Genomic DNA, 21,552 nt, shown 5'->3' with positions numbered 1-21,552 from the left:
TGTGGGACAAAAAGTGTTTGCAATACGACGTCAGCGGATATGGCGTGCGTAATGCGCCGGGTTGAAACGCATCACGATCAGCAGCATCAGCCCGCTCACGGCCATCAATGACCACCAGGCCCATTCGAAGCTGCCCAATTGGTCGCGGATCATGCCGGCGATCAGCGGCGACAGGCCGGCAATCAGATAACCGATGCCCTGCACGAACGCGGTAAGGCCACCGGCGCGGCGTGGGTTGTCGAGGTGGTCCAGGGACAGGATCAGGCTCATCGGGAACAGGCCGCCAATGCCCAGGCCGAGCAGGCAGGGCCACAACAGGCTCCAGTGTTGCGGGCTGAGGATGAGGCCGCAGAAGCCCAGGATGATCAGCACCAGCAACACCGCCACCACGCCGCGTTTATCCTGGCGGCGGTTGGCGATGGCGGGGGCGACCAGGCCGGAGATCACTTCCATGGCGGTCAAGAAGCCCAGCAGCAAGCCGGCATTCTGTTCACTCCATCCCTGTTCGACGTAGTAGGGCGCCAGCCACGCCAGCACACAGGTGTAGGACGCGGTGCCGAGGCCAAAAAAGATCGCCAGCAACCAGGCGCGGCGGTTGCTGAAAAATGCCTCTTGGGGGCCTGAACCGGCTTGAGGCAAGGGCGGCAGGGCCGAACGCTGCGCATACCAGAAGACCAGGGCCAGCAACGCCAGCACTGCCCAGATTGCCAGGCCGATACGCCAACTACCGGTGTGGGCTTGCATCCACGGCGAGAACGAAGCAGCCAGCGCCGCGCCGCCCATGATCGCGGTGACATACAGGCCCATGAATAACGACACATTGGCGCTGAAGCGCGACTTGATCAGCGCCGGCATCAATGCCTGGATCAGCGCAATGCCGACACCGGCCGCAATGGCACTCACGATCAGCTCCAGCGCCGAATCCAGGAACAGCCGCGACACAGTCGCCAGCCCAATCACCAGCAGCGACAACACAATGCTGCGATGCTCGCCCACGCGCTTGGCCAGCCCCATGCCAAAGAACATCGCCAGGCCCATGGTCATGACCGGCAACATGGTCAGTAAGGCGGCGCTGCTGAAACTTAGTGGCACATCCGCGCGAATCGACGCCAGTAGCGGCCCCACGGCTGCCATCGAGGGGCGCAAGTTGAGGGCGACGAGCGCCACGCTGATCATCAGCCATACGGCGGTGGTGGATTTTGCCTGAACGTTTTCCATGGGCTTGCCTTGAATGAACAAGGGCGAATCAGGCCATGCAGCGTGTAGCGGGGCAAATCAGAAAGTCGCAGGGGCTATTGAAAAAATGCGGATGCCGAGTGGTGAGGTAAGCGCGCAGTGGGCGTTGGCTATCAGGCCGGGATTACAGGCTCGGTAACTCCCACCGCCCCTGGTCGATTTCAATCAGCGTCGGTCCCTGGCGATCAGCGGCGGCACGTAAAGCAGTGCGCAACGCTTCAATGCCATGGACGCTTTGCGCCGCGCAGCCCAGGGCCTTGGCCACACCGATAAAGTCCGGTGTGTAGATGTCCACACCCACTGGCTCGATATCACGGTTGACCATGTACTTCTTGATCTCTTCATAACCCTGGTTATTCCACAACAGCACGATCACCGGTGTACGGGCCTCCACCGCGCTGGCCAGTTCCGGCAGGGTGAATTGCAGCCCGCCGTCGCCGATCAGGCACACCACCGGTTGGCCATCGCCGCGTCCGAGCCAGGCGCCAATGGCGGCGGGCAGGGCATAACCCAGGGTGCCGTACCCGGTGGAGGCGTTGAACCAGCGGCGTGGGTGGTCGAGGTTCAGGGTCAGGTTGCCGCTGTACACCGGTTGAGTGGAGTCGCCCACGAACACCACGCCCGGCAGTTCCTCCAGAACGGCGTTGAGAAACCGGGTTTGCGCGCGCGTCGCAGCGTCCCACGTAGGTTCCAGCTCGGCCCACAAGCGGGCGACGCGTGCGGTGCCCCAGTCGGGCGTGCGAGGCGCCAATGGCTGGCGGTTCACTTCGGTGAGCAGCGCCTGGGCGGCGATGCGTGCGTCGGCCACTAGCGCCACTTGAGGCGGGTAGTTGCGTACGGTCTGGTCCGGGTCGATATCAACGCGCAGTAGCGCACCGGGAATGTCGAAACCGCCGGCGAAGGTGACATCGTAGTCGGTTTCGGCCAATTCCGTGCCGATGGCCAGCACCACGTCGGCTTCAGCCACCAGGGCACGGGTGGCGAGCAGGGTTTGCGTGGAGCCGATCAGCAGGGGATGCGCGGCGGGCAACAGGCCCTTGGCGTTAATGGTCAAGGCCACGGGCGCGCCGAGGGCTTCTGCGAGGTGGGTCAGTTCGGCGGCTGCGTCAATGGCGCCGCCACCGGCCAGGATCAGCGGGCGCTTGGCCGCAGCCAGCCTTTGGCTCATCTGCTGCACGGCCGCCGGTGATGCGCCAGCGCGGGCGACGCTGACAGGCGTGCTGCCTAGCAACGCGTCGGCATTTTCCACCAGTACATCCAGGGGAATTTCGATATGCACCGGGCGCGGCCGACCGGCCTGGAACAACGCGAATGCCCGCGCCAGTACGCCCGGCAGTTCCGCCGCCGACATCAAGGTGTGGGAGAACGCCGCCACACCGGCCACCAGCGCGCTCTGGTTCGGCAGCTCATGCAACTTGCCGCGCCCGCCGCCCAGTTGGCTGCGTGACTGCACGCTGGATATCACCAGCATCGGGATTGAGTCGGCATAGGCCTGACCCATGGCTGTGGTGATATTGGTCATGCCGGGGCCGGTGATGATAAAGCACACGCCGGGCTTGCCACGGGTGCGCGCATAACCGTCGGCCATGAAGCCGGCGCCCTGTTCGTGGCGGGGGGTGATATGTCGGATGCTGGAGCGCGCCAAGCCCCGGTACAGCTCCACGGTGTGCACGCCGGGGATGCCGAATACGTGGTCCACGCCGTAGCTTTCCAAAAGGTGCACCAATACTTCGCCGCAGGTCGCCATACAGGTCGCTCTTGTGATGGATTCAAAGCGCTATTGGAGCGGTTGGCCGGTGGCGGCAACAATCGATAAAAAGTCATACTCGCCATGTCCTCCCGTCATGGCTGTGCCCCGATGAAACGCCTTCCACCGTTATCTGCGTTGCACACCTTCTGGGTCACCGCCCAGTGCTGCAACTTCACCCGGGCCGCCGAACACCTGCACATCACCCAGGGCGCGGTGAGTCGGCAGGTGGCTGGGCTGGAAAGCCAGTTGGGCTATGCGTTGTTCCAGCGCCAGGCGCGGGGCTTGAGCCTGACGGACGAGGGGCGCGAATGGCTGGCGTGCGCACAACAGGTGTTCGGCTTGCTCGCTGACGCGGTGGAACACATCGGTGACCGGCGCCGAACCTTGCAGCTCAAAGCGTCCACTTGCGTGATGCGCTGGCTGTTGCCACGCTTGCTGCACTGGCAAAAAGAACGCCCGGATGTGCCGGTGGAGCTCACCACGACGGTGGCCTATAACGTCGACTTTCGTCGTGAGCCGTTTGACGCGGCGGTGATCTACGGGCCCATCGCCGAGCAGCCGGCCGAGGCGCGGCATCTGTTCGACGAGCGCCTTACGCCGGTCTGCGTGCCTGGGTTGCTGGGCAGTTTGCGTACGCCGCAGGATTTGCAGCATCAGGTGCTGTTGCACCCGACCCGAGACGAGCGCGACTGGGCGTTGTGGCTCAAGACTGCCAATGCCTGCTTGAGCGATCCCGTCCAACGGCATCACTTCGAAACGTTGGACTTGGCAATGACTGTGGCGTCCCAGGGCACCGGGGTGGCGATGGGTGACAGTGCGCTGATTGGCGAGGATCTGAAGGCGGGGCGGTTGGCGATGCCGTTTGAGCTGCGGGTGTCGACGGGGATGGGCTATTACTTGGTGTATCCGCCGGGGAAGGAACCGTCGGTTGGGTTGGTCGAGCTGATGGATTGGTTGGTCAGTGAGGCCAGTGTGGGATGACAGCCAACGCCTATCCACCTGACTCGCCGCGATCCAACTGTGGGAGCTGGCTTGCCTGCGATGGCGGCCTGACAGCCGACACCTATCTACCTGACACCCCACGATCCAACTGTGGGCGGGCTTGCTCGCGAAGGCGGCCTGGCAGTCAACACAGTTGGATTGTGTACATATCCATTGCTGCGGTAACGGCCGCTTAGGGTTCCGCCCTGACGGCGGGTCACTTTGGAAAAGCCCCAAAGTAACCAAAGGGCTCTTGCCCCACCACTCGGCACCTCGCTTGGGCTCGGTGTGCCCGCAATCCGCCAGTGATTTGGGGGGCCGCCGCCACGCGCCATCCATGGCGCGGGGCGGCTAAACCGGCATCCCTGCCGGTTTACCCCCCAAATCCCTGGCGAATTCCGGCCAGCGTGGTTTGACGGGGCGCTTAAGATCAAAAGCAGATCAAGAGCGGCTCGCTTCGCATCGTGGTTAGCGTTGGGTCAGTAGCCGACGGTGAAGCGCTGGCGAGAGTGCTTCGGGTTTTCTACTTCATCCAGCATGGCGATGGCGAAGTCGGCAAAACTGATCGAGCTGGTGCCGTCACTGCTCACCAGCAGATCATCCTTGCCCAGGCGGAATTTGCCGGTGCGCTCGGTGCCGTCGAACAGGGCCGATGGCGACAGGAAGGTCCAGTCCAGTTCTTGTTCCTGGCGCAGCGTTTCCAGGAAGTCAGCCCCGGCACTGGCTTCAGCTTTATATTCAGCCGGGAAGCCTTCGCTGTCGATCACGCGTCCGCCACCGGGCAACAGCAGCGAACCTGCGCCGCCGACCACCAACAAACGTTTCACGCCGGCCTTTTTCACCGGGCCGATCACGGCGCTGGCGGGGAGGGTGGAGAAGTGCGCGGCGCTGATCACCACGTCGCTGCCGCTGATGGCTTGTTGCAAGGCCTTGGCATCCAGGGCATCGGCCTGTTTGACCGTAACGCCTGGGCGCACAGCCAGCTTGTCGGTATTGCGGGCGATGGCGGTCACGGTATGCCCGCGACGCAGTGCTTCTTCCAGCAGTTGGCTACCGGCGCGGCCGGTGGCACCAATGATTGCAATCTTGCTCATGATGTTCTCCAACAGGGTTAGGGTTTAAAACCAATCACCACTTCATTTCGCCCTTGGCGACTTTGGCGCTCAGTTCCAGCGAGCTTTCGTCGGCGAGGGTGGGGTAGCGTTTTTTCATGGCCGCAATCAGTGCGGCGGAATCCTTGGCCTTGGCGGTTTCGAGGTCGAAGGCCTTGATGTAATCGGCGGTGAAGGTGACCGAGGCCAGCGACGGCTTGCCCAGGTAATGGCCCGGCACCACGGTGTTGGGCTTCAGGTCTTCAATGCGCTTGAGCGTAGCCAACCAGTCTTTATGGGATTGCGCGCTCTGGGTATCGGCCATCCAGACGTGGATATTTTCAGCGACCACCACACCACCGACCACCGCTTTGATCGACGGGATCCACACAAAGCTGCGATCCGGCTGCGGGCCGTCGAGGCCCACCACTTCAAGCTGTTGCCCTTCCAGGGTCAGGCTGTGGCCTTTAAGCACTTGCGGCACAAGGGTCTTGGCCGGCTTGTCGGCGCCCATTTTCGGGCCCCAGAAGGCCAGCTTGTCGGCGACGGTGGCGTTGATATGGTCCACCACTGGCTGTGGCGCCAGCACCTTGGCGTCGGGGAAGGCGGCGATCAGGGTGTCGAGGCCGAAGTAGTAGTCCGGGTCGCCATGGCTGATGTAGATGGTGGTCAGGTGCTTGCCGCTGGCGCGGATCTTCTGCACCAGTTGCTCGGCTTGGCCTTTGCCGAATTGCGCATCCACCAGGATCGCGTCTTTCTCGCCGCTCACCAGCACCGAGCTGACCGGGAAGATCGCGGCTTCGCCTGGGTTGTACACGTCCAGTGTCAGCTCTGCCGCCGCTGCGTGGGCAGCGAAGGCGAGGGCGGCGGTGGCCAGGGTCAAGCGTTTGAAGGTCGAGAACATCGGGGCAGCTCCTGCCATCGGTAAGGGATGCACAGAGCTTAGTTGCATAAAACGCGACAAAAAATGCGATGCTGGGACATAGTTTGTTTCTAAAAGCGGGCAAATCATGGATCGTCTTCAAGCAATGCGCGTGTTTGTCACCGTGGTGGACCTGGGCAGCCAATCCGCCGCTGCCGACCACCTGGACCTCTCGCGCCCGGTGGTCTCGCGCTACCTGGCCGAACTGGAAGACTGGGTGGGCGCACGCCTGCTGCACCGCACCACGCGCAAGCTCAGCCTCACCGCCGCCGGGGGAGAAACGCTGCCGCGATGCCGGCAATTGTTGGATTTGTGTGGGGATATGCAGGCCGCCGTCAGCGAGCCCGATGACGCGCCCCGAGGCCTGTTGCGCCTGAGCGTCAGCACCTCGTTCGGCCAGGCGCAACTGGGCGCGGCGATTGCCGAGTACGTCAAACGCTACCCGTTGGTGACGGTCGATTTGCAGATGCTCGACCGCACGGTGAACCTGGTGGACGAGCGCATTGACCTGGCGATCCGCACCAGCAACGACCTGGACCCCAACCTGATCGCCCGGCGCCTGACCGTATGCCGCTCGGTGGTGTGCGCCACACCGGCCTATCTGCGCGAGCATCCGGCGCCGCAGAAAGTCGAAGACCTGGCCCGGCACAACTGCCTGACCCACTCTTACTTCGGCAAGAGCCTGTGGCATTTCGAAGAAAATGGCGAACACGTGTCGGTGCCGGTCCACGGCAATATCACGGCCAACGAGGCCAGCACGTTAATGCGCGTGACGCTGGCCGGGGCAGGGGTGGCGATGCTGCCCAGTTATCAGGCCGGTGAGCTGATTCGCAGTGGAGAATTGGTACGCTTGCTGCCGCACGCCGAGCCACGGCAAATGAATATTTACGCGGTGTACGCCTCACGCAAACACATGCCCTCGGCGCTGCGCAGCCTCCTGGATTTCCTGGTGCTGCGTTTCCCCGAAGAGCCTGTTTGGGACGTCGGGCTTTGAGCTGAAATAAGCGCGCTGAATGGCATCGCATCAGGGCAAGTTGACCTATGCTTTAAACAGCACCCTGTAGATCCGTTCAGAGGTCTGTGCCATGAGCATCAAAACCAGAAAGTACCTGACCATTTTCACCCTCTGCGCATTGGCGACAGCGCTGTATGGGACTGCCGCCTATCGCGTCGAGCAAACGCGCATGCAGCCGGCGGCGTTCGCCATCAGCTGCCATCAGGACCAATGCGTTCCGCGCACCGGCAGTTTCAGTGCACTCAGGTAGGCTGCTCGGCCTTCAGTTGTTCACGAAACGCCTTGGGTGAAAACCCGACCCGTCGGCGAAACAGCCGTGAGAAGTTGGTCGGGTCGGAAAAGCCCAGCACCTCGGACATCTCGTTGATGGTCATGCTGGTGTAGGTCAGCAGGCGCTTGGCTTCCAGCAACTGGCGGTCATGCATGATCTGCAATGCCGGCTGCCCACCCAACTCCCGACACGTCCCGTTCAAGTGTGAGACCGAGATGCCCAGCTTGTGGGCCAGGTCTTCAATCTTGGGGTGTTCGCGGTAATGCTGTTCGACCAGTTGCGTAAACCGCCGAAAGTACTCACGACCCCGCGGTGCGCGTGGATGGCGGCGTTGGATCGCCTGGCGGCTGACCCATACCAGCAACACACTGACCAGGGCGTGCAGCATCATGTCCCGTGCTGGTTGATCATCGGCGTATTCGTCCTGCAAACGCATGAACAGGCTGTTCAAGTAATCGCTGTCCTTGCCCGCTGGGTAACTGCCCAGGGTGTGCAGGCCATCGACGGTAGAGCCCAGTTGCGCCTGCAAGTGGCTGACCAGCGGCGCCGAAAGCGTCACCACGAACCCTTCCACATCCTCGGAAAAACGAAAGCCATGCACGCACAGCGGTGGCAGCACTTGCAGGCTCGATTCGTTGAGGGTGGTGCGCTGGCCTTCGATTTCCAGTTGTGCCTGGCCTTTGTGCACATACAGCAACTGGCACAGGTCCGCGTGCCGGTGGGGCTGGATTTCCCACTGGTATTCCCGACTGCGCCGGGAAATGGTTTCGCAGTGCAACAAATCGGGAGTCGGCCACTGCTGGCTTTCCCCGTAAAGCTTGAAGACCGGAATCGCGGTTTTGGTCATGGTTTCAATCCGATACTCAGGATAATGGTTCGGTAATCGCCCCGATTGGCGAAAAGCACAGGTTTTGACGCAGTTTTCACCTTCTTATGCGGCTCGCTCAAGTGAAAAATGTCAGCCATAAGAGCAATGACAACTCTTTCACTCCATACGTTCGCGTGAAGCTTGAAGGCCATAAAAATAATGAAAACCCTTAAAACTCAAGTCGCCATTATTGGCGCCGGTCCTTCCGGATTGCTGCTCGGCCAACTGTTGCACAATGCTGGCATCCAAACCCTTGTTCTAGAGCGCCAGAGCGCCGAGTACGTACAAGGCCGTATCCGCGCCGGCGTGTTGGAGCAGGGCATGGTCGACCTGCTGCGCGAAGCCGGGGTCAGCCAACGCATGGACGCCGAAGGTTTGGTGCACGACGGGTTTGACATTGCCCTCAACGGCCAACTCACGTCCATCGACCTCAAGGCCTTGACCGGCGGCCAGTCAGTGATGATCTACGGCCAGACCGAGGTCACCCGCGACCTGATGGCCGCCCGCGCAGCCGCCGGTGCTATCACCCTGTACGAAGCCTCCAATGTTCAACCCCATGACCTGAAGAGTGAACAGCCGTGGCTGACGTTCGAGCATGAAGGCCAAGCCTATCGCCTGGAATGCGACTACGTTGCCGGCTGCGACGGTTTCCATGGTGTGGCCCGCCAGTCGATACCGGCGCAAGCGCTGAAGGTGTTCGAGCGGGTCTACCCCTTCGGCTGGCTGGGTGTGCTGGCTGACACGCCGCCGGTACACGCTGAATTGGTGTACGCCAAACATGCGCGGGGTTTTGCGCTGTGCAGCATGCGGTCGCCGACCCGCAGCCGTTACTACCTGCAAGTGCCGGTCGAAGAGAAGCTGGAAGACTGGTCAGATGAACGTTTCTGGGATGAACTCAAAAGCCGCCTGCCCGGCTCATTGGCCGAACACTTGGTGACCGGCCCCTCGATCGAGAAAAGCATCGCGCCGCTGCGCAGCTTTGTGGTGGAACCCATGCAGTACGGGCGCCTGTTCCTGCTCGGCGATGCCGCGCACATTGTGCCGCCCACCGGTGCCAAGGGCTTGAACCTGGCGGCCAGCGATGTGAGCACTTTGTTCCGCATCTTGCTCAAGGTGTACCGCGAAGGGCGCCTGGACCTGCTGGAAAAGTACTCGGCAATCTGCCTGCGCCGGGTGTGGAAAGCCGAGCGGTTTTCCTGGTGGATGACCTCGATGCTGCATCAGTTTCCCCAGGCGGATGGCTTCAGCCAGCGCATTGCCGAAAGCGAGCTGGACTATTTCATTCACTCCCAGGCCGGGCGCAAAACCATCGCAGAAAATTACGTCGGCCTTCCTTACGAGCCTATCGAATAGCCTGCTATCGTATCGAGCATTCCCACCGGTGACCGTTGCCTGTGGGCCCTGCTCGAAGGTTCTGCCGTGACACACCTCAATCAGCCCGCTCCAACCGTCCCCGCCGTGCGCAGTATCCTGGTCGCGCTGATGATGGCGATCTTCCTGGGTGCCCTGGACCAGACCATCGTCGCCGTGTCCATGCCGGCCATTTCTGCGCAGTTCCATGACGTCAACCTGCTGGCCTGGGTGATCTCCGGCTACATGGTGGCGATGACCGTGGCGGTGCCGATCTACGGCAAGCTGGGTGATTTGTATGGGCGTCGGCCCATGATGCTGATCGGCATGGGCGTGTTCACCCTGGCGTCGCTGTTCTGTGGCCTGGCGCAAAGCATGGAACAACTGGTGTTGGCGCGGGTGCTGCAGGGTATCGGCGCGGGTGGGATGGTCTCGGTGAGCCAGGCGATCATTGGCGACATCATTCCTCCCCGCGAGCGTGGGCGTTATCAGGGCTATTTCAGCAGCATGTACGCGGTAGCCAGCGTGGCCGGGCCGGTGTTGGGCGGCTATATGACCGAGTACCTGTCGTGGCGCTGGGTGTTTTTGATCAACCTACCACTGGGTGCCGGCGCCTGGTACGTGGCCCATCGCACCCTGGTGGGGCTGCCGGTGCCGCAGCGCAAGCCCATTATCGATTACCTCGGCACGGTGCTGATGATCATCGGCCTGACTGCCTTGTTGCTGGGCATCACCGAAATCGGCCAGGGCCATTCGTGGCATGACGATCACGTGTTGGGGTTGCTGGCCTGCGCCCTGTTGGCCTTGAGCGCGTTTGTGTGGCACGAACGCCGGGCGCAAGAGCCGCTGCTGCCCATGCACTTGTTTGCCAACCGCAGCGCGGTGTTGTGCTGGTGCGCGATTTTTGTCACCAGTTTCCAGGCGATTTCCCTGACCGTGCTGATGCCCCTGCGTTACCAGAGCGTGACCGGCGCCGGTGCCGACAGCGCGGCCTTGCACTTGCTGCCCTTGGCGATGGGCTTGCCGATGGGCGCGTATTTCGCCGGGCGCATGACCTCGGTGACTGGCCGCTACAAACCGATGATCCTCAGCGGCGCGGTGTTGAGCCCACTGGCGATTCTCGGCATGGCCTACAGCGCGCCCCAGGCGGTGGTGCTCACCAGCGTATTCATGTTGTTGTGCGGTATCGCCGCCGGTATGCAGTTCCCGACCTCGTTGGTGGGTACGCAGAACTCGGTGGAACAGCGGGACATCGGCGTCGCTACCAGCACCACCAACCTGTTCCGCTCCCTGGGCGGGGCAGTGGGGGTGGCCTGTATGTCGGCGTTGCTGCTGGCGCTGTTGCACGATTCCAGCTTCGCCCATCTGGCAAACGGCGCACTGATGGCCGAAGGCAGTTCCGGCAACGTACTGCTCGATGGCCTCAACGCCGCACCCGGCCCGGCGCAGGATGCATTGCGCGGCGAGTTGGCGGTGACGTTCCGGCATTTGTTGATGGTGAGTGCGGCAGTGTCGCTGCTGGGGTTGGCCGCCGCGATAGCGATGCCGAATCGGGTACTGCGCGGCCGTGAAGACAAAGTTAGATAAGCGGACGCGGAGCGTCCCAGGCGGCGTTCCCACGCAGAGCGTGGGAACGATCAATAACGGTTAACCACCCTCTATAGGAGCGAGCTTGCTCGCGAAAAACGTCAACGATAACGCGGGCTTTCTGAGTGAACGCGGCGCCTTTGAGTTTTTCGCGAGCAAGCTCGCTCCTACAAAAAAGCGCTGCCCCCGCCCACCGTTTTATTACCGTTCAAATCTTGGATCAGGGGCTGTAATACCCCACCGCAACCATGAAATGCCCGCTCTTGCGCACATAAGCGTGCTTGTTCTCGACCTTGCCCGTCACCGGGTTTTTCCAGCGGTATTTGTATTCGCCCTGGTCCTGCTCGGCCATCATCTTGAGGATTGGCACACCCACCGGTTTGCCATCCGGGTCCTTGATCTTGGCGAAATCGGTGTTGATCAGGCGCAGGTTGGTGCCGTGGGCGACGTAGCGCCGGGTGTTCAGGTCCACCACGAACACGTACAGGTCATCTTGCAGGAAGCCGCCCTGCAAAGAGTTGATCGCCTTGAGCGTGCCGGTTTCGTCCTTGACCAACGCCTCCACCGCCTTGTTGCGCAGCGCCCGTGCCTGTTCCGGCGTGGCGCGCGGCAAGTAATAACCGACCGCCAGGATGCGTTCGCCCACCCGCTGATAAAACACATGCTTGTGTTCGACCTTGCCGTCATTCCAGTTCTGCCAGCGATAGTCAGCCTGCTGGATACCCTGGCCTTCGGGCACGCTAAGGGCTTGTTTGAACGAGGCTTGCAGGTCGGGCCCGAGCACCTCGGACACGTCGCGACCGATCAGCGCGGAGGAGGGCCCGCCACTGGCCAGCAGCACGCCTTTTGTATCGACCACAAACACATAGCGGTCCTGGTCGATGAACTCGCCCTGACGGCTGAAGGCGGCGAACGCCTTGTCACCTTGCTTGTGGTAGTACGCCAAGGCCTTTTCCAGCAGGGCCTTGGCGGCTTGGGCATCCGCTTCCTGTGCCGTGGCGGCATGCACCTGGCTGCAACACAACAGCAGCAGCCAGGTGTATCGGAGCAGTCTCTTCATTTACCCGTCCCTCGTTCTTGTTGGTGTGCCAAGAGCGTAGACGGTTGGCGGCAAATCAGAAGGGTTTGGTCGGCAGGTATTTGCCGTCCAAGGTGATGACCGCACGGGAGCCGCCGTCCGGGTCTTCGACTTTCTTGATGTCCAGTTTGAAGTTGATGGCGCTGATGATGCCGTCGCCAAACTGCTCATGCACCAGGGCCTTGAGGGTGGAGCCGTAGACCTGCAGCATCTCGTAGAAACGGTACATAGTCGGGTCGGTCGGCACACCGCTTGGGAAACTGCCGCGCAGGGGTACGCTTTGCAACAGGCGGCTGGCGTCCTCGTCGAGGCCGAGTTTGCTGCACACGATATCGGCTGCCTCCTTGGGCAGCGGGTGCTGGCCGAGCAGGGCGGCGGTGACGAATGCCAGGCTCAGCCCGGTGCCGTCGGTGAGGTCCTGCCACGACAGGTTTTTGCGTGCCTTGAGGTCGATAACGGTGTCGGCCAGGGCCAGGCGTGGGGTTTGGGCGAATTGGGATTGCAACATGGTGAGGTCCTCTTGGGTTGAATAAGGTTCAGGCGGCGTGGGCGCGGGTGCTGGGGTGGTCGAGCAGGGAGACGAAGCGCCCGGTGTGCCCGTCCAAAGCGTCAATGCCGCCGGTTTCGATGTCGTACACCCAGCCATGCAGGTTCATCCGGCCTTGTTCCAGCGCCAGGGCGACCGAAGGGTGGGTTTTGAGATTAGCCAGTTGGGCGACCACGTTTTCGCGCACCAAGGCATCCAGGCGTGCAGCGTCCGAGGCATGTGTGCGGGCGGCATTGATCACTTTGGCCGACTCGGCATGGCGCAACCAGTTGGCCACGGCGGGCAGGTGGTCCAGGCATTTGCAGGTGGAAATCGCAGTCATCGCGCCGCAGTCCGAATGCCCGCAAATCACAATGTCGCTGACGCCCAGCACCGCTACGGCATATTCGACCGTGGCCGACACACCGCCAGGCTCCGGGCCGTAGGACGGCACTATGTTGCCGGCATTGCGGATGACGAACAGGTCACCGGGTTCCTGCTGGGTCAACAGCTCGGGGACTACGCGGCTGTCAGAGCAGGACACGAACAAGGTGCCGGGGTTTTGCGTGGTCGCCAGGTGTTTGAACAAGTCACTGCGAGGGGTAAAGGCTTCACGTTGGAATTTGCGAAAGCCGTCGATGAGATGCTGCATGGTGGTTCTCCTTGCGTCGCTGATGGGGCAAGGATGGAAGTTTTCGGTTATAGCGTCCAAGACCGGTTTATGATGCTGTCTATAAGCTATGCCTATAGTTGGAGCGCTGCCCATGCTGTTGCGTCATATCCGTTACTTGCTGGCCGTTGCCGAGCACCGCAACTTCACGCGGGCTGCCGAGGCGCTGCACGTGTCGCAGCCGACTTTGTCGCAGCAGATCAAGCAACTGGAAGAAAACCTGGGCGCGCCACTGCTGGACCGCACCGGGCGCAGCATCAGCCTGACCGACGCGGGGCAGGCGTACGTACGCTATGCGCGCTTGGCCTTGCAGGATCTGCAGGCCGGCACCCGTGCGATACACGACGTGCAGGACCTGCGCCGAGGGCATTTGCGTCTGGCGATGACGCCGACCTTTACTGCCTACCTGATCGGCCCGCTGCTGGCACGGTTCAATGCGCTGTACCCCGGCATCACCCTGAGCATCGAGGAACTGACCCAAGACCGTATCGAAGCCGCGCTGGGGGAGGACCTGCTGGATATCGGCATCGGGTTTACTGGCGAGCATGGGCTAGAGATCGACTGTGAGGCGCTGTTTGTCGAAGAGCTGAGCCTGGTCGTCAGTACCAGTCATCCCGAACGCACACAACCGGCCTGGCTCGAACAGCCTCTGGTGCTGCTGAACACTGGCTTTGCCACCCGCCGCTATATCGACGATTACTGCCACCGGCAAGGGGTTAAACCGCAGATTGCCATGGAAGCCAATTCCATCAGTGCGATTATCGAGATCGTACGCAGCACGCCCCTGGCAACTATCCTGCCCCGGGCACTGGCCGAGGCTCAGGCGGGTCTGCATGCTGTGGTGATCGAGCCTGCGTTGCCGCAGCGTACTGCGGCCTTGTTGAGCCGCAAGGGGGGGTATCGCAGCGCTGCGTGTGCGGCGTTTGTAGCGTTGATCAAGGAGTAGGGCCGGACAGCCTGCGCTTATCTACCTGACACCCCGCGATCAAACTGTGGGAGCTGGCTTGCCTGCGATGGCGGCCCGCCAGCCGACGCCTTTCTACCTGATGCCCCGCGATTCAAATGTGGGAGCGGGCTTGCTCGCGAAGGCGGCCTGGCAGTCAACACAGTTGGACCGGGTACATATCCGTTATTTAGGTAACGGCCACTTAGGGTTCCGCCCTGACGGCGGCTCACTTTCGAAAAGCGCGAAAGTAAGCAAAGCGCTCTTGCCCCACCACTCGGCACCTCGCTTAGGCTCGGTGTGCCCGGAATTCGCCAGTGATTTGGGGGGCCGCCGCCACGCGCCATCCATGGCGCGGGGCGGCTAAACCGGCATCCCTGCCGGTTTACCCCCCAAATCCCTGGCGAATTCCGGCCAGCGTGGTTTAACGGGGCGCCTAAGATCAAAAGCAGATCAAGATCAAGAGCGGCTCGCTTCGCATCGTGGTTACCTTGGGCAGCAGCAGCTTTTTGTGTAGGTACTTATGGCCAATCGCAGGCAAGCCAGCTCCCACATTTAGACCGCGGGGGGCCACATTTATGGCGCAGCCAACCACTGCCCGACAATCCCCGCATACGCCCCGGTCGCCACACTCAAATGCAACCACTGATCCACATAACTCTTCCAGGCCACATCATCGCGCGGCAGCAAAAAGGCTTTTTCACTGTACTGCATCGGTTGCTCGGGGTTGACTGCACATAACCCAGGCTTGAGCTTCTGCTGATAACGCGCCTCGCTGGCGTCGGTGATCATTACATCGGCCTTGCCCGTCAGCAGTTCATCAAAAATCGTTACGTTGTCATGCAGGCGAATCTGCGTCTGGCCCAAGTGTGCACGGGCAAACACTTCGTTGGTGCCGCCCGCCGGTTCGATTACCCGCACCTGGGGCTGGTTGATCTGTTCCACCGTCTGGTAGCGCTGCACGTCGGCGCAGCGTACCAGTGGGATCTTGCCATCGACCCCGAGCGACTGGCTGAAGAAGGCTTTTTTCTGACGTTCCAACGACACGGAAATACCGCCCACGGCGATGTCGCAGCGTTGGGCCAGAAAGTCCGGCATCAGGGTTTTCCAGGTGGTGGGCACCCAGTTGATTTTGGCGTTGAGGCTCTTGGCCAGGGACTCGGCCATGGCAATGTCGATGCCTTCGTAGCCGCCGTCGCTGCGCAGCGAGGTGTAAGGCTTGTAGTCGCCGGTGGTACACACGGTGAGGGTGCCGCGTGCAATCACTTCGTCAAGGCGTGACGCGGCGGTGTCGGCCAGGGCGACATTGGCCAGGCTTGCCAGTACACAGAGGGCCAGAGGCGCTTTCATGGAGTCGAATCCTTAGGGCACGGTCGAAGCCGCCATAATGCCCGTTTTTTGTAGGAGCGAGCTTGCTCGCGAAAAACCTGAGTGCGCCGCTGTGAATCTGGCGTCCCGCGTTTTCGTTGACGATCTTCGCGAGCAAGCTCGCTCCTACAGACAGAATGTTTAGCCAAACTGCAACCAAACTCCGTCAAGCCTGAATTGACCCGCGTATCCCACCGTGTGACGCTCAGGTATCTCTCTCACTGTGACTTGCGCATGCACGCTTGCCCCGACACTCACACCGCGACATTGCCGTCTGCGCTTGCGTTCTGGGCCTTGTTCCATTGCCGGCACGCGCGCCCGCCAGATACCTCTCTCCTACGTTGATCTACCCCCATGGATGACGCGCACCTGTGCGCATCTGCCCGGCGGCGCCTGTGCGCTTGCCTGACGCAAACGTATGAGAATTCCCATGAGTGTTTTTGCCAGCCTGCACGAAGCCCAGGCGTTCCTTGAACAGAACCCCGACATTGAGATGTTCGAGCTGTTTATCCTCGATAACAACGGCGTACCACGCGGCAAACTGCTGCATCGCGACGAACTGCTGGCGGTTTACGAAAGTGGCCGGCCCCTGCCCAGCACCATCCTCGGCCTGACTATCAATGGCGATGACGTAGAAAACTCCGGGCTGGTGTGGGAGGTGGGGGATATCGACTGCCGCGCCTACCCGATCAGCGGCAGCTTGCAGCGCATGCCGTGGCGCTTGATCCCCACCGCGGCGGTGCAAGTCAGCATGCACCCCACCGAAGGCCTGCCCGCCACCGTGGCCGACCCCAGGCACCTGCTGGCCAAAGTTATCGACGCGCTCAAGGCCGACGGTTATTACCCGGTAATGGCGGCGGAGCTGGAGTTCTACCTGCTCGACCAGAAGCCCGACAGCAACGGCCGCCCGCAACCGGCACGGGATGTGGATGGCAATCGTCCGCGCTCGACTCAGGTCTACGGCCTGCGCGAGCTGGAGCAGATCGAGCCGTTTCTTGCCGACCTCTACAGCGCCTGCAAGCTGCAAGGCATTCCGGCGCGCACGGCCATCTCCGAATACGCGCCGGGCCAAGTGGAAATCACCCTCGAACACCGCCCCGACGCGTTGCAGGCGATGGACGAAGCCGTGCGCTACAAACGCCTGGTCAAGGGCGTGGCGCACAAGCATGGAATGACCGCCTGTTTCATGGCCAAGCCGTTCGACGACCTGGCCGGTACAGGCATGCATATGCACGTCAGCCTGGCCGATGCCCAGGGCAATAACCTGTTTGCCAGTGAGGCGGCCGACGGCACGCCACTGCTGCGCCAGGCCGTGGGCGGCATGCTCAGTACCTTGCTCGATTCACTGTTGATGTTCTGCCCCAACGCCAACTCTTATCGGCGCTTCCAAACCAACAGCTATGCGCCGCTCGCCGCCACTTGGGGCGTGGACAACCGCACCGTCAGCCTGCGCGTGCCCGGTGGCCCGGCCCAGTCCCGGCATATCGAACACCGCATCTGTGGCGCCGACGCCAACCCCTACCTGGCCGCAGCCGCCATTCTGGCCGGTATTCATCGAGGCATCCGCGAACAGCTCGACCCTGGTGCCCCGGTGGAAGGCAACGGTTATGCCCAGGCCAACGAACTGCTGCCCACCGACTGGCTGACCACCTTGCGCGCGCTTGAAGCTTCCCGCTGGGCGCCGGACGCGTTCGGGCGTGAATTCCTCGGCGTTTATCTGGCGGTCAAACGTGCCGAATACCGCCAGTTCATGGGCGAGGTGGGGGAGCAGGATTGGCGCTGGTATTTGCACCAGGCATGATCGATTTTAGCGGGTAGGGGCTTTCGACCTTTTTTTCACGTTGCGGCGGTTAAGCTGCGAATCAAGGTCGTTTACTACCGTTTCATTCACATGAGCCCGCGATGTCGCCACAACCTCCATCCTCCATCGAGACCGAATTCACCGAGCGCTATGACCGTGAGCATGCCAGGGGCTGTGGCGACCCGCGTCCGCCCAGGCTGTTGCAGCGCCTGTCGGCGTGGCGCGATGCGCGGCTGGTGCGCCAAGCCCTGAAGGTGGCGGGCGAGCCTGGGCTTATCCTCGACCTGGCGTGCGGTTCCGGGCGCTTCTGGCCGGTGCTGGCCGAACACGTCAACCGCGTGATCCTGGCCTCGGACAACTCCCAGGCGATGCTCGATCACGCACGTACCCATCACCCGGGCGCGTTGCTCAAGCGTGTCAAAACATTCCAGGGGTCGGCGTTTTCCATTGGCCTTTCGGCGAATGCGGTGGACTGCATTTTCTGCCTGGATTTGTTTCGCCATGTGCCCGACAGCGATGCGCGACTCATGTTGTTGCATGAATTTCACCGCGTCAGCCGCGACACCGTGATTGTTGCCGTGAACGTGGGCACGCCGGTAGAGAGCGAGTTTCGCCAAGCCGGTTTCAAAATCCTCAACTACCAAGAGTTCCTGCCGGGCTCGCGACTATGGTGCGTCTACGTTTTGCGTAAGAAGGGATAACTCCCCTTTGTCGGACTATTCTTCATCTCCTGTCGGAGTTTTCATGATGGCGTGTGCACTGCGGATGCTCGCAAGCCCCTTTCGCGATATATACTGCGCGCCATTCTTCAAGGGAGAGCCGTGTGGCCATCGATATTCACTGGATCTGCGACAACGATAGCCTCGGCCAGCATTGCGCCGAATGGCAGCAGTTGCCATTCGTCGCCCTCGACACCGAATTCATGCGGGTCGACACCTTTTACCCTATTGCCGGGCTGATCCAGATCGGTGATGGCGTGCGCGCTTACCTGATCGACCCCCTGACCATCGACAATTGGCAACCTTTGGCCGCCTTGCTGGAAAACCCAGCGGTGATCAAGGTGGTGCACGCCTGCAGCGAAGACCTGGAAGTGCTGTTGCGCTTGACCGGCAGCTTGCCGGTGCCGTTGTTCGACACCCAATTGGCGGCGGCGTACCTCAACCTCGGTTTCTCCATGGGCTACTCGCGCCTGGTGCAAGCGGTGTTGGATATCGAGCTGCCCAAGGGTGAAACCCGCTCCGACTGGCTGCAGCGGCCATTGTCGGAGACGCAGATCAGCTACGCCGCCGAAGACGCGGTGCACCTGGCCGAGGTTTACACCCGCCTGCGCCCGCAACTGTCGGACGACAAATACGCCTGGGTACTGGAAGACGGCGCCGAACTGGTGGCCAACCTGCGCCGCGAGATCGACCCCTACGAGCTGTACCGCGACGCCAAGCTGGCGTGGAAATTGTCCCGTGCCCAACTGGCGGTGCTGCGTGAACTGTGCGCCTGGCGCGAGCAGCAGGCCCGTGCCCGCGACTTGCCGCGCAACCGCATCGTTCGCGAACACTCGTTGTGGCCCTTGGCCAAATCCCAGCCGGATAACCTCGCCGCCCTGGGCAAGATCGAAGACATGCACCCGCGCACCGTGCGCCAGGACGGCCAGTTTTTGCTGGACCTGATCAAGCGCGCTGGTAGCGTGCCCATGGACCAATGGCCGCCTGCCGTGGCAGAGCCGTTACCCGTGGACGCCGCCGCGTTGATCAAGCAACTGCGAGCCCTGGGCCAAACCTTCGCCGAGCGCCTGGACATGGCGCCGGAACTGATGCTGCGCAAGAAAACCCTCGAAGCCCTGGTTAAAAGTGGCTACCCCGATGGGCCTTACCAATTGCCAGACTCGCTGCGTGGCTGGCGCCGTGAGTTGATGGGCCAGGCGTTGCTCGACAGCCTGGCCAATGCCGGAGAACAGCCTTGAAACGTATTTGCTCCATCTACCGCAGCAAGAAAAAAGACGGCATGTACCTCTATGTGCTCAAGAGCGATGCCCTGGAGCGCGTACCCGAGCCGTTGATGGACGCCTTCGGCAAGGCGCATCACGCCTTTGACATGGTGCTGACGCCGGAGCGCAAGCTGTCGCGCGAAGACATCACCGTGGTCCTGGAAAACCTCGACAAGCAGGGCTACCACCTGCAAATGCCGCCGGCCGAGGACGAGTACATCGAGCACTTGCCCGAAGAGCTGCTGCGCCGCAACGACCCGATGTGATCGACCAGTGCCCGCCTCAGGGCACAGTTTCAATGGAATCGTATTAGAGGACGGTGGCCGTAAGGATGCGGGCGGCCGTCTGCACTGTTTTTTCAAAGGTTTGAACCATGCGTGTTCTGATTGCTGAACAGGATCATCCGCTCTACGCCCAATTGCTCAGGGACGCCGCCCCAGACCTCGAAGTGCTGACCAGCGGTGACTCGGCCGAACTTTCGCGCCTGGCCGCCGACTGCCCGGTGTGGTTGGGCCAGCCCGACCTGCTGGCGACCTTGCTGCGCCAGGGCCATCACCCGCAATGGCTGCAATCGACCTGGGCGGGTATCACGCCGCTGCTGGCCGACGGCTTGCCCCGCGACTATCGCCTGACCCGCGCGGTGGGCATTTATGGCCAGGTCATGGCCGAGTTTGTCCTCACCTACATGCTGGGCCACGAGCGCGAAGTGCTGGCGCGGTTGGTCAGCCAGGTGGAGCGCAAGTGGGATAACCGCATGGGCCAGAGCCTGTCGGGGCGCAAGGCGCTGATCGTCGGCACCGGAGACATCGGCCAGAGCGTGGCCGAGTTTCTGCTGCCGTTTGGCGTGCAACTGTATGGCATCGCCAGCCAGGCCCGCGAGCAGGCACCGTTTATCGAAGTGGCCGGGCTGGACCAATTGGGCCGGCTGGTGGGGGAGGTGGATTACGTGATCAACCTGCTGCCCAACACGCCTGATACCCATGATTTGTACGACGCGGCGCTGTTCAAGCAATTCAAGCCCACCGGGTTGTTTATCAACGTCGGGCGCGGCGTGGCGGTGGTGGACGCCGACCTGGTCGAGGCGCTCAAAGAAGGGCATCTGGCCGGCGCGGTGATCGACGTGTGCCGCCAGGAGCCTTTGCCGCAACGCCACCCGTTCTGGACGGCGTGGGGGTTGCTGTTGACCGGGCACAGCTCGGCCCCGACCTCGCCGCCGATGATGGTGGAGTTGTTTGTGCAGAACCTGCGGGCGTATCAGGCCAAGCAAGCATTGCGCGGGGAAGTGGATTTCGAGCGCGGTTACTGAGCAGCTCGCCCAATGGCCTCCTGTAGGAGCGAGCTTGCTCGCGAAGAACCTCAACGATGACGCGTACTTTCTGAATAAACGCGGCGCCTGTGAGTTTTTCGCGAGCAAGCTCGCTCCTACAGAGGGTCAGAGGGTGATGCTTAGAGGCTGAAGTCCCCCTCGGACACCAGTTCGCTCAACGGCTTGCGCGGGCTCGGCATTTCGCGCCCTTGCAGGTACTCCGGCAAGCTCGACTTGTCCCCCAGCTTGCCCACCGCCACGGCTGCATGCAGCGCATAACCCTGGGGAATCTTCAGCTCTTTGCGGGTCAGTTCCTGATCGAAACCGGCCATGCCGTGGGTGTGCCAGCCACTGAGGCTGGCTTGTAGCGCCAGGTGGCCCCAGGCCGAGCCGGTGTCAAAGGTGTGCCACAGCGCCGGGGTTTCTTCGGTGGCGCCGGGGGCGATGAAGTCGGTTTTCGACGCGATGATCACCAGGGCCGACGCATGCTGTGCCCAATTGCGGTTGAATTCATTGAGCAGGCCCAGGAAACGCTCCCAATCCGGCGTGTCACGGCGCGCGTACAGAAACCTCCACGGCTGCGAGTTGTAGGCCGAAGGCGCCCAGCGTGCGGCTTCGAAGAAACTCAGCAGCGTCTCCTGCGGGATGCTCTCGCCGGTAAAGGCGCGGGGCGACCAGCGCTCGGTGAATTGGGTGTGGATCGGGTAATCGGCAACGCGGGGGTTATTGCTCATGGACAGATCCTGATGAAAAAAACCGGGATTCAACGCTACTGCGCCCAACCAGGCCTGACAAGCCTTGCAACACC

The 21,552-nt window shown here is 61.9% G+C and carries 21 protein-coding genes; 11 read left to right on the top strand and 10 right to left on the bottom strand.

What is annotated here, in order from left to right; genetic code table 11:
• Window positions 1-30 precede the first annotated feature (30 nt).
• Both CRN80_RS29560 and CRN80_RS29555 read right to left on the bottom strand, forming a co-directional pair.
• A complete protein-coding gene (locus CRN80_RS29560) occupies window positions 31-1,218 on the bottom strand; it encodes a cyanate transporter (RefSeq protein ID WP_098952443.1) in 1,188 nt (395 codons plus the stop codon).
• Between the two features lie 142 nt (window positions 1,219-1,360).
• Window positions 1,361-2,983 carry a 5-guanidino-2-oxopentanoate decarboxylase gene (locus CRN80_RS29555; protein WP_098952441.1) on the bottom strand — a complete coding sequence of 541 codons (1,623 nt, stop codon included), beginning with the start codon at window positions 2,981-2,983 and terminating at the stop codon, window positions 1,361-1,363.
• 111 nt (window positions 2,984-3,094) lie between these two features.
• Here CRN80_RS29555 and CRN80_RS29550 point away from each other — a divergent pair, with 111 nt between their 5' ends.
• On the top strand, window positions 3,095-3,967 hold the full coding sequence (locus CRN80_RS29550) for a LysR substrate-binding domain-containing protein (protein WP_032892891.1): 873 nt from the start codon (window positions 3,095-3,097) through the stop codon (window positions 3,965-3,967).
• Window positions 3,968-4,446: 479 nt separating this feature from the next.
• Here the strand turns inward: CRN80_RS29550 and CRN80_RS29545 are convergent, their stop codons facing one another.
• Window positions 4,447-5,061 (bottom strand): NAD(P)-dependent oxidoreductase, encoded by a 615-nt coding sequence (locus tag CRN80_RS29545; protein ID WP_098952440.1) that lies wholly within the window; start codon window positions 5,059-5,061, stop codon window positions 4,447-4,449.
• 34 nt (window positions 5,062-5,095) lie between these two features.
• The gene (locus CRN80_RS29540; RefSeq protein WP_098952439.1) at window positions 5,096-5,962 is read right to left on the bottom strand and encodes an MBL fold metallo-hydrolase; all 867 of its coding nucleotides are present in this window, start codon (window positions 5,960-5,962) and stop codon (window positions 5,096-5,098) included.
• Window positions 5,963-6,068: 106 nt separating this feature from the next.
• Between CRN80_RS29540 and CRN80_RS29535 the strand changes: the two genes are divergently transcribed.
• Window positions 6,069-6,974 carry a LysR family transcriptional regulator gene (locus CRN80_RS29535; RefSeq protein WP_044273488.1) on the top strand — a complete coding sequence of 302 codons (906 nt, stop codon included), beginning with the start codon at window positions 6,069-6,071 and terminating at the stop codon, window positions 6,972-6,974.
• 91 nt (window positions 6,975-7,065) lie between these two features.
• Window positions 7,066-7,245: a hypothetical protein gene (locus CRN80_RS29530; RefSeq protein ID WP_003189580.1), complete on the top strand. Its 180-nt coding sequence runs from the start codon at window positions 7,066-7,068 to the stop codon at window positions 7,243-7,245.
• Here CRN80_RS29530 and CRN80_RS29525 read toward each other — a convergent pair.
• Window positions 7,238-8,113, bottom strand: coding sequence for a helix-turn-helix domain-containing protein (locus CRN80_RS29525; RefSeq protein WP_003189581.1), 876 nt, complete (start codon window positions 8,111-8,113; stop codon window positions 7,238-7,240). The two genes, CRN80_RS29530 and CRN80_RS29525, sit on opposite strands and share 8 nt — an antisense overlap.
• Window positions 8,114-8,293: 180 nt before the next feature.
• Between CRN80_RS29525 and pobA the strand changes: the two genes are divergently transcribed.
• Window positions 8,294-9,487: a 4-hydroxybenzoate 3-monooxygenase gene (gene pobA / locus CRN80_RS29520; RefSeq protein ID WP_098952437.1), complete on the top strand. Its 1,194-nt coding sequence runs from the start codon at window positions 8,294-8,296 to the stop codon at window positions 9,485-9,487.
• 66 nt (window positions 9,488-9,553) lie between these two features.
• Window positions 9,554-11,071 (top strand): MDR family MFS transporter, encoded by a 1,518-nt coding sequence (locus CRN80_RS29515; RefSeq protein WP_098952436.1) that lies wholly within the window; start codon window positions 9,554-9,556, stop codon window positions 11,069-11,071.
• Between the two features lie 220 nt (window positions 11,072-11,291).
• On the opposite strand, the gene CRN80_RS29510 is transcribed toward CRN80_RS29515, so the two are convergent.
• Genes CRN80_RS29510 through CRN80_RS29500 form a run of 3 tightly spaced genes read right to left on the bottom strand, consistent with a single transcriptional unit; the run spans window position 11,292 to window position 13,327 of the window.
• Window positions 11,292-12,131, bottom strand: a complete 840-nt coding sequence (locus CRN80_RS29510; protein WP_098952434.1) for a cache domain-containing protein — start codon at window positions 12,129-12,131, stop codon at window positions 11,292-11,294.
• A gap of 55 nt (window positions 12,132-12,186) precedes the next feature.
• Window positions 12,187-12,657: a cyanase gene (gene cynS / locus CRN80_RS29505; protein WP_032892881.1), complete on the bottom strand. Its 471-nt coding sequence runs from the start codon at window positions 12,655-12,657 to the stop codon at window positions 12,187-12,189.
• 28 nt (window positions 12,658-12,685) lie between these two features.
• Complete coding sequence (locus tag CRN80_RS29500) at window positions 12,686-13,327, bottom strand: carbonic anhydrase (RefSeq protein WP_003189587.1); 642 nt, start codon at window positions 13,325-13,327, stop codon at window positions 12,686-12,688.
• 112 nt (window positions 13,328-13,439) lie between these two features.
• Here CRN80_RS29500 and cynR point away from each other — a divergent pair, with 112 nt between their 5' ends.
• On the top strand, window positions 13,440-14,291 hold the full coding sequence (cynR, locus tag CRN80_RS29495) for a transcriptional regulator CynR (RefSeq protein WP_098952433.1): 852 nt from the start codon (window positions 13,440-13,442) through the stop codon (window positions 14,289-14,291).
• Window positions 14,292-14,864: 573 nt separating this feature from the next.
• On the opposite strand, the gene CRN80_RS29490 is transcribed toward cynR, so the two are convergent.
• Window positions 14,865-15,638, bottom strand: coding sequence for a transporter substrate-binding domain-containing protein (locus CRN80_RS29490; RefSeq protein ID WP_032892878.1), 774 nt, complete (start codon window positions 15,636-15,638; stop codon window positions 14,865-14,867).
• A 448-nt stretch (window positions 15,639-16,086) separates the two neighbouring features.
• Here CRN80_RS29490 and CRN80_RS29485 point away from each other — a divergent pair, with 448 nt between their 5' ends.
• The 5 genes from CRN80_RS29485 (at window position 16,087) to CRN80_RS29465 (ending at window position 20,744) form a co-directional block, all read left to right on the top strand.
• The gene (locus CRN80_RS29485) at window positions 16,087-17,457 is read left to right on the top strand and encodes a glutamine synthetase family protein (RefSeq protein WP_098952431.1); all 1,371 of its coding nucleotides are present in this window, start codon (window positions 16,087-16,089) and stop codon (window positions 17,455-17,457) included.
• Between the two features lie 101 nt (window positions 17,458-17,558).
• Window positions 17,559-18,158 carry a class I SAM-dependent methyltransferase gene (locus CRN80_RS29480; RefSeq protein ID WP_032892876.1) on the top strand — a complete coding sequence of 200 codons (600 nt, stop codon included), beginning with the start codon at window positions 17,559-17,561 and terminating at the stop codon, window positions 18,156-18,158.
• A gap of 122 nt (window positions 18,159-18,280) precedes the next feature.
• Complete coding sequence (rnd, locus tag CRN80_RS29475) at window positions 18,281-19,414, top strand: ribonuclease D (RefSeq protein WP_032892875.1); 1,134 nt, start codon at window positions 18,281-18,283, stop codon at window positions 19,412-19,414.
• Window positions 19,411-19,704 (top strand): YcgL domain-containing protein, encoded by a 294-nt coding sequence (locus CRN80_RS29470; protein WP_005786089.1) that lies wholly within the window; start codon window positions 19,411-19,413, stop codon window positions 19,702-19,704. The genes rnd and CRN80_RS29470 overlap by 4 nt, the downstream gene beginning before the upstream one ends.
• 107 nt (window positions 19,705-19,811) lie before the next feature.
• Window positions 19,812-20,744, top strand: a complete 933-nt coding sequence (locus CRN80_RS29465; RefSeq protein WP_032892874.1) for a D-2-hydroxyacid dehydrogenase — start codon at window positions 19,812-19,814, stop codon at window positions 20,742-20,744.
• 140 nt (window positions 20,745-20,884) lie between these two features.
• Here CRN80_RS29465 and CRN80_RS29460 read toward each other — a convergent pair whose 3' ends face one another.
• Window positions 20,885-21,478, bottom strand: coding sequence for a nitroreductase family protein (locus CRN80_RS29460; RefSeq protein WP_003189601.1), 594 nt, complete (start codon window positions 21,476-21,478; stop codon window positions 20,885-20,887).
• Window positions 21,479-21,552 lie beyond the last annotated feature (74 nt).

The organism is Pseudomonas sp. FDAARGOS_380 (assembly GCF_002591235.1).
In the GTDB taxonomy this organism is placed as follows: Bacteria; Pseudomonadota; Gammaproteobacteria; order Pseudomonadales; family Pseudomonadaceae; genus Aquipseudomonas; species Aquipseudomonas salmasensis.
The sequence above is the reverse complement of the archived record's forward strand: the minus strand, read 5'-3'. Positions and strand labels throughout refer to the sequence as shown.

Coding starts and splice junctions, on each gene's coding strand:
- CRN80_RS29560 (WP_098952443.1), bottom strand. CDS start 1,218: ATGGAAAACGTTCAGGCAAAATCCACCACCGCCGTATGGCTGATGATC.
- CRN80_RS29555 (WP_098952441.1), bottom strand. CDS start 2,983: ATGGCGACCTGCGGCGAAGTATTGGTGCACCTTTTGGAAAGCTACGGC.
- CRN80_RS29550 (WP_032892891.1), top strand. CDS start 3,095: ATGAAACGCCTTCCACCGTTATCTGCGTTGCACACCTTCTGGGTCACC.
- CRN80_RS29545 (WP_098952440.1), bottom strand. CDS start 5,061: ATGAGCAAGATTGCAATCATTGGTGCCACCGGCCGCGCCGGTAGCCAA.
- CRN80_RS29540 (WP_098952439.1), bottom strand. CDS start 5,962: ATGTTCTCGACCTTCAAACGCTTGACCCTGGCCACCGCCGCCCTCGCC.
- CRN80_RS29535 (WP_044273488.1), top strand. CDS start 6,069: ATGGATCGTCTTCAAGCAATGCGCGTGTTTGTCACCGTGGTGGACCTG.
- CRN80_RS29530 (WP_003189580.1), top strand. CDS start 7,066: ATGAGCATCAAAACCAGAAAGTACCTGACCATTTTCACCCTCTGCGCA.
- CRN80_RS29525 (WP_003189581.1), bottom strand. CDS start 8,113: ATGACCAAAACCGCGATTCCGGTCTTCAAGCTTTACGGGGAAAGCCAG.
- pobA (WP_098952437.1), top strand. CDS start 8,294: ATGAAAACCCTTAAAACTCAAGTCGCCATTATTGGCGCCGGTCCTTCC.
- CRN80_RS29510 (WP_098952434.1), bottom strand. CDS start 12,131: ATGAAGAGACTGCTCCGATACACCTGGCTGCTGCTGTTGTGTTGCAGC.
- cynS (WP_032892881.1), bottom strand. CDS start 12,657: ATGTTGCAATCCCAATTCGCCCAAACCCCACGCCTGGCCCTGGCCGAC.
- CRN80_RS29500 (WP_003189587.1), bottom strand. CDS start 13,327: ATGCAGCATCTCATCGACGGCTTTCGCAAATTCCAACGTGAAGCCTTT.
- cynR (WP_098952433.1), top strand. CDS start 13,440: ATGCTGTTGCGTCATATCCGTTACTTGCTGGCCGTTGCCGAGCACCGC.
- CRN80_RS29490 (WP_032892878.1), bottom strand. CDS start 15,638: ATGAAAGCGCCTCTGGCCCTCTGTGTACTGGCAAGCCTGGCCAATGTC.
- CRN80_RS29485 (WP_098952431.1), top strand. CDS start 16,087: ATGAGTGTTTTTGCCAGCCTGCACGAAGCCCAGGCGTTCCTTGAACAG.
- CRN80_RS29480 (WP_032892876.1), top strand. CDS start 17,559: ATGTCGCCACAACCTCCATCCTCCATCGAGACCGAATTCACCGAGCGC.
- CRN80_RS29465 (WP_032892874.1), top strand. CDS start 19,812: ATGCGTGTTCTGATTGCTGAACAGGATCATCCGCTCTACGCCCAATTG.
- CRN80_RS29460 (WP_003189601.1), bottom strand. CDS start 21,478: ATGAGCAATAACCCCCGCGTTGCCGATTACCCGATCCACACCCAATTC.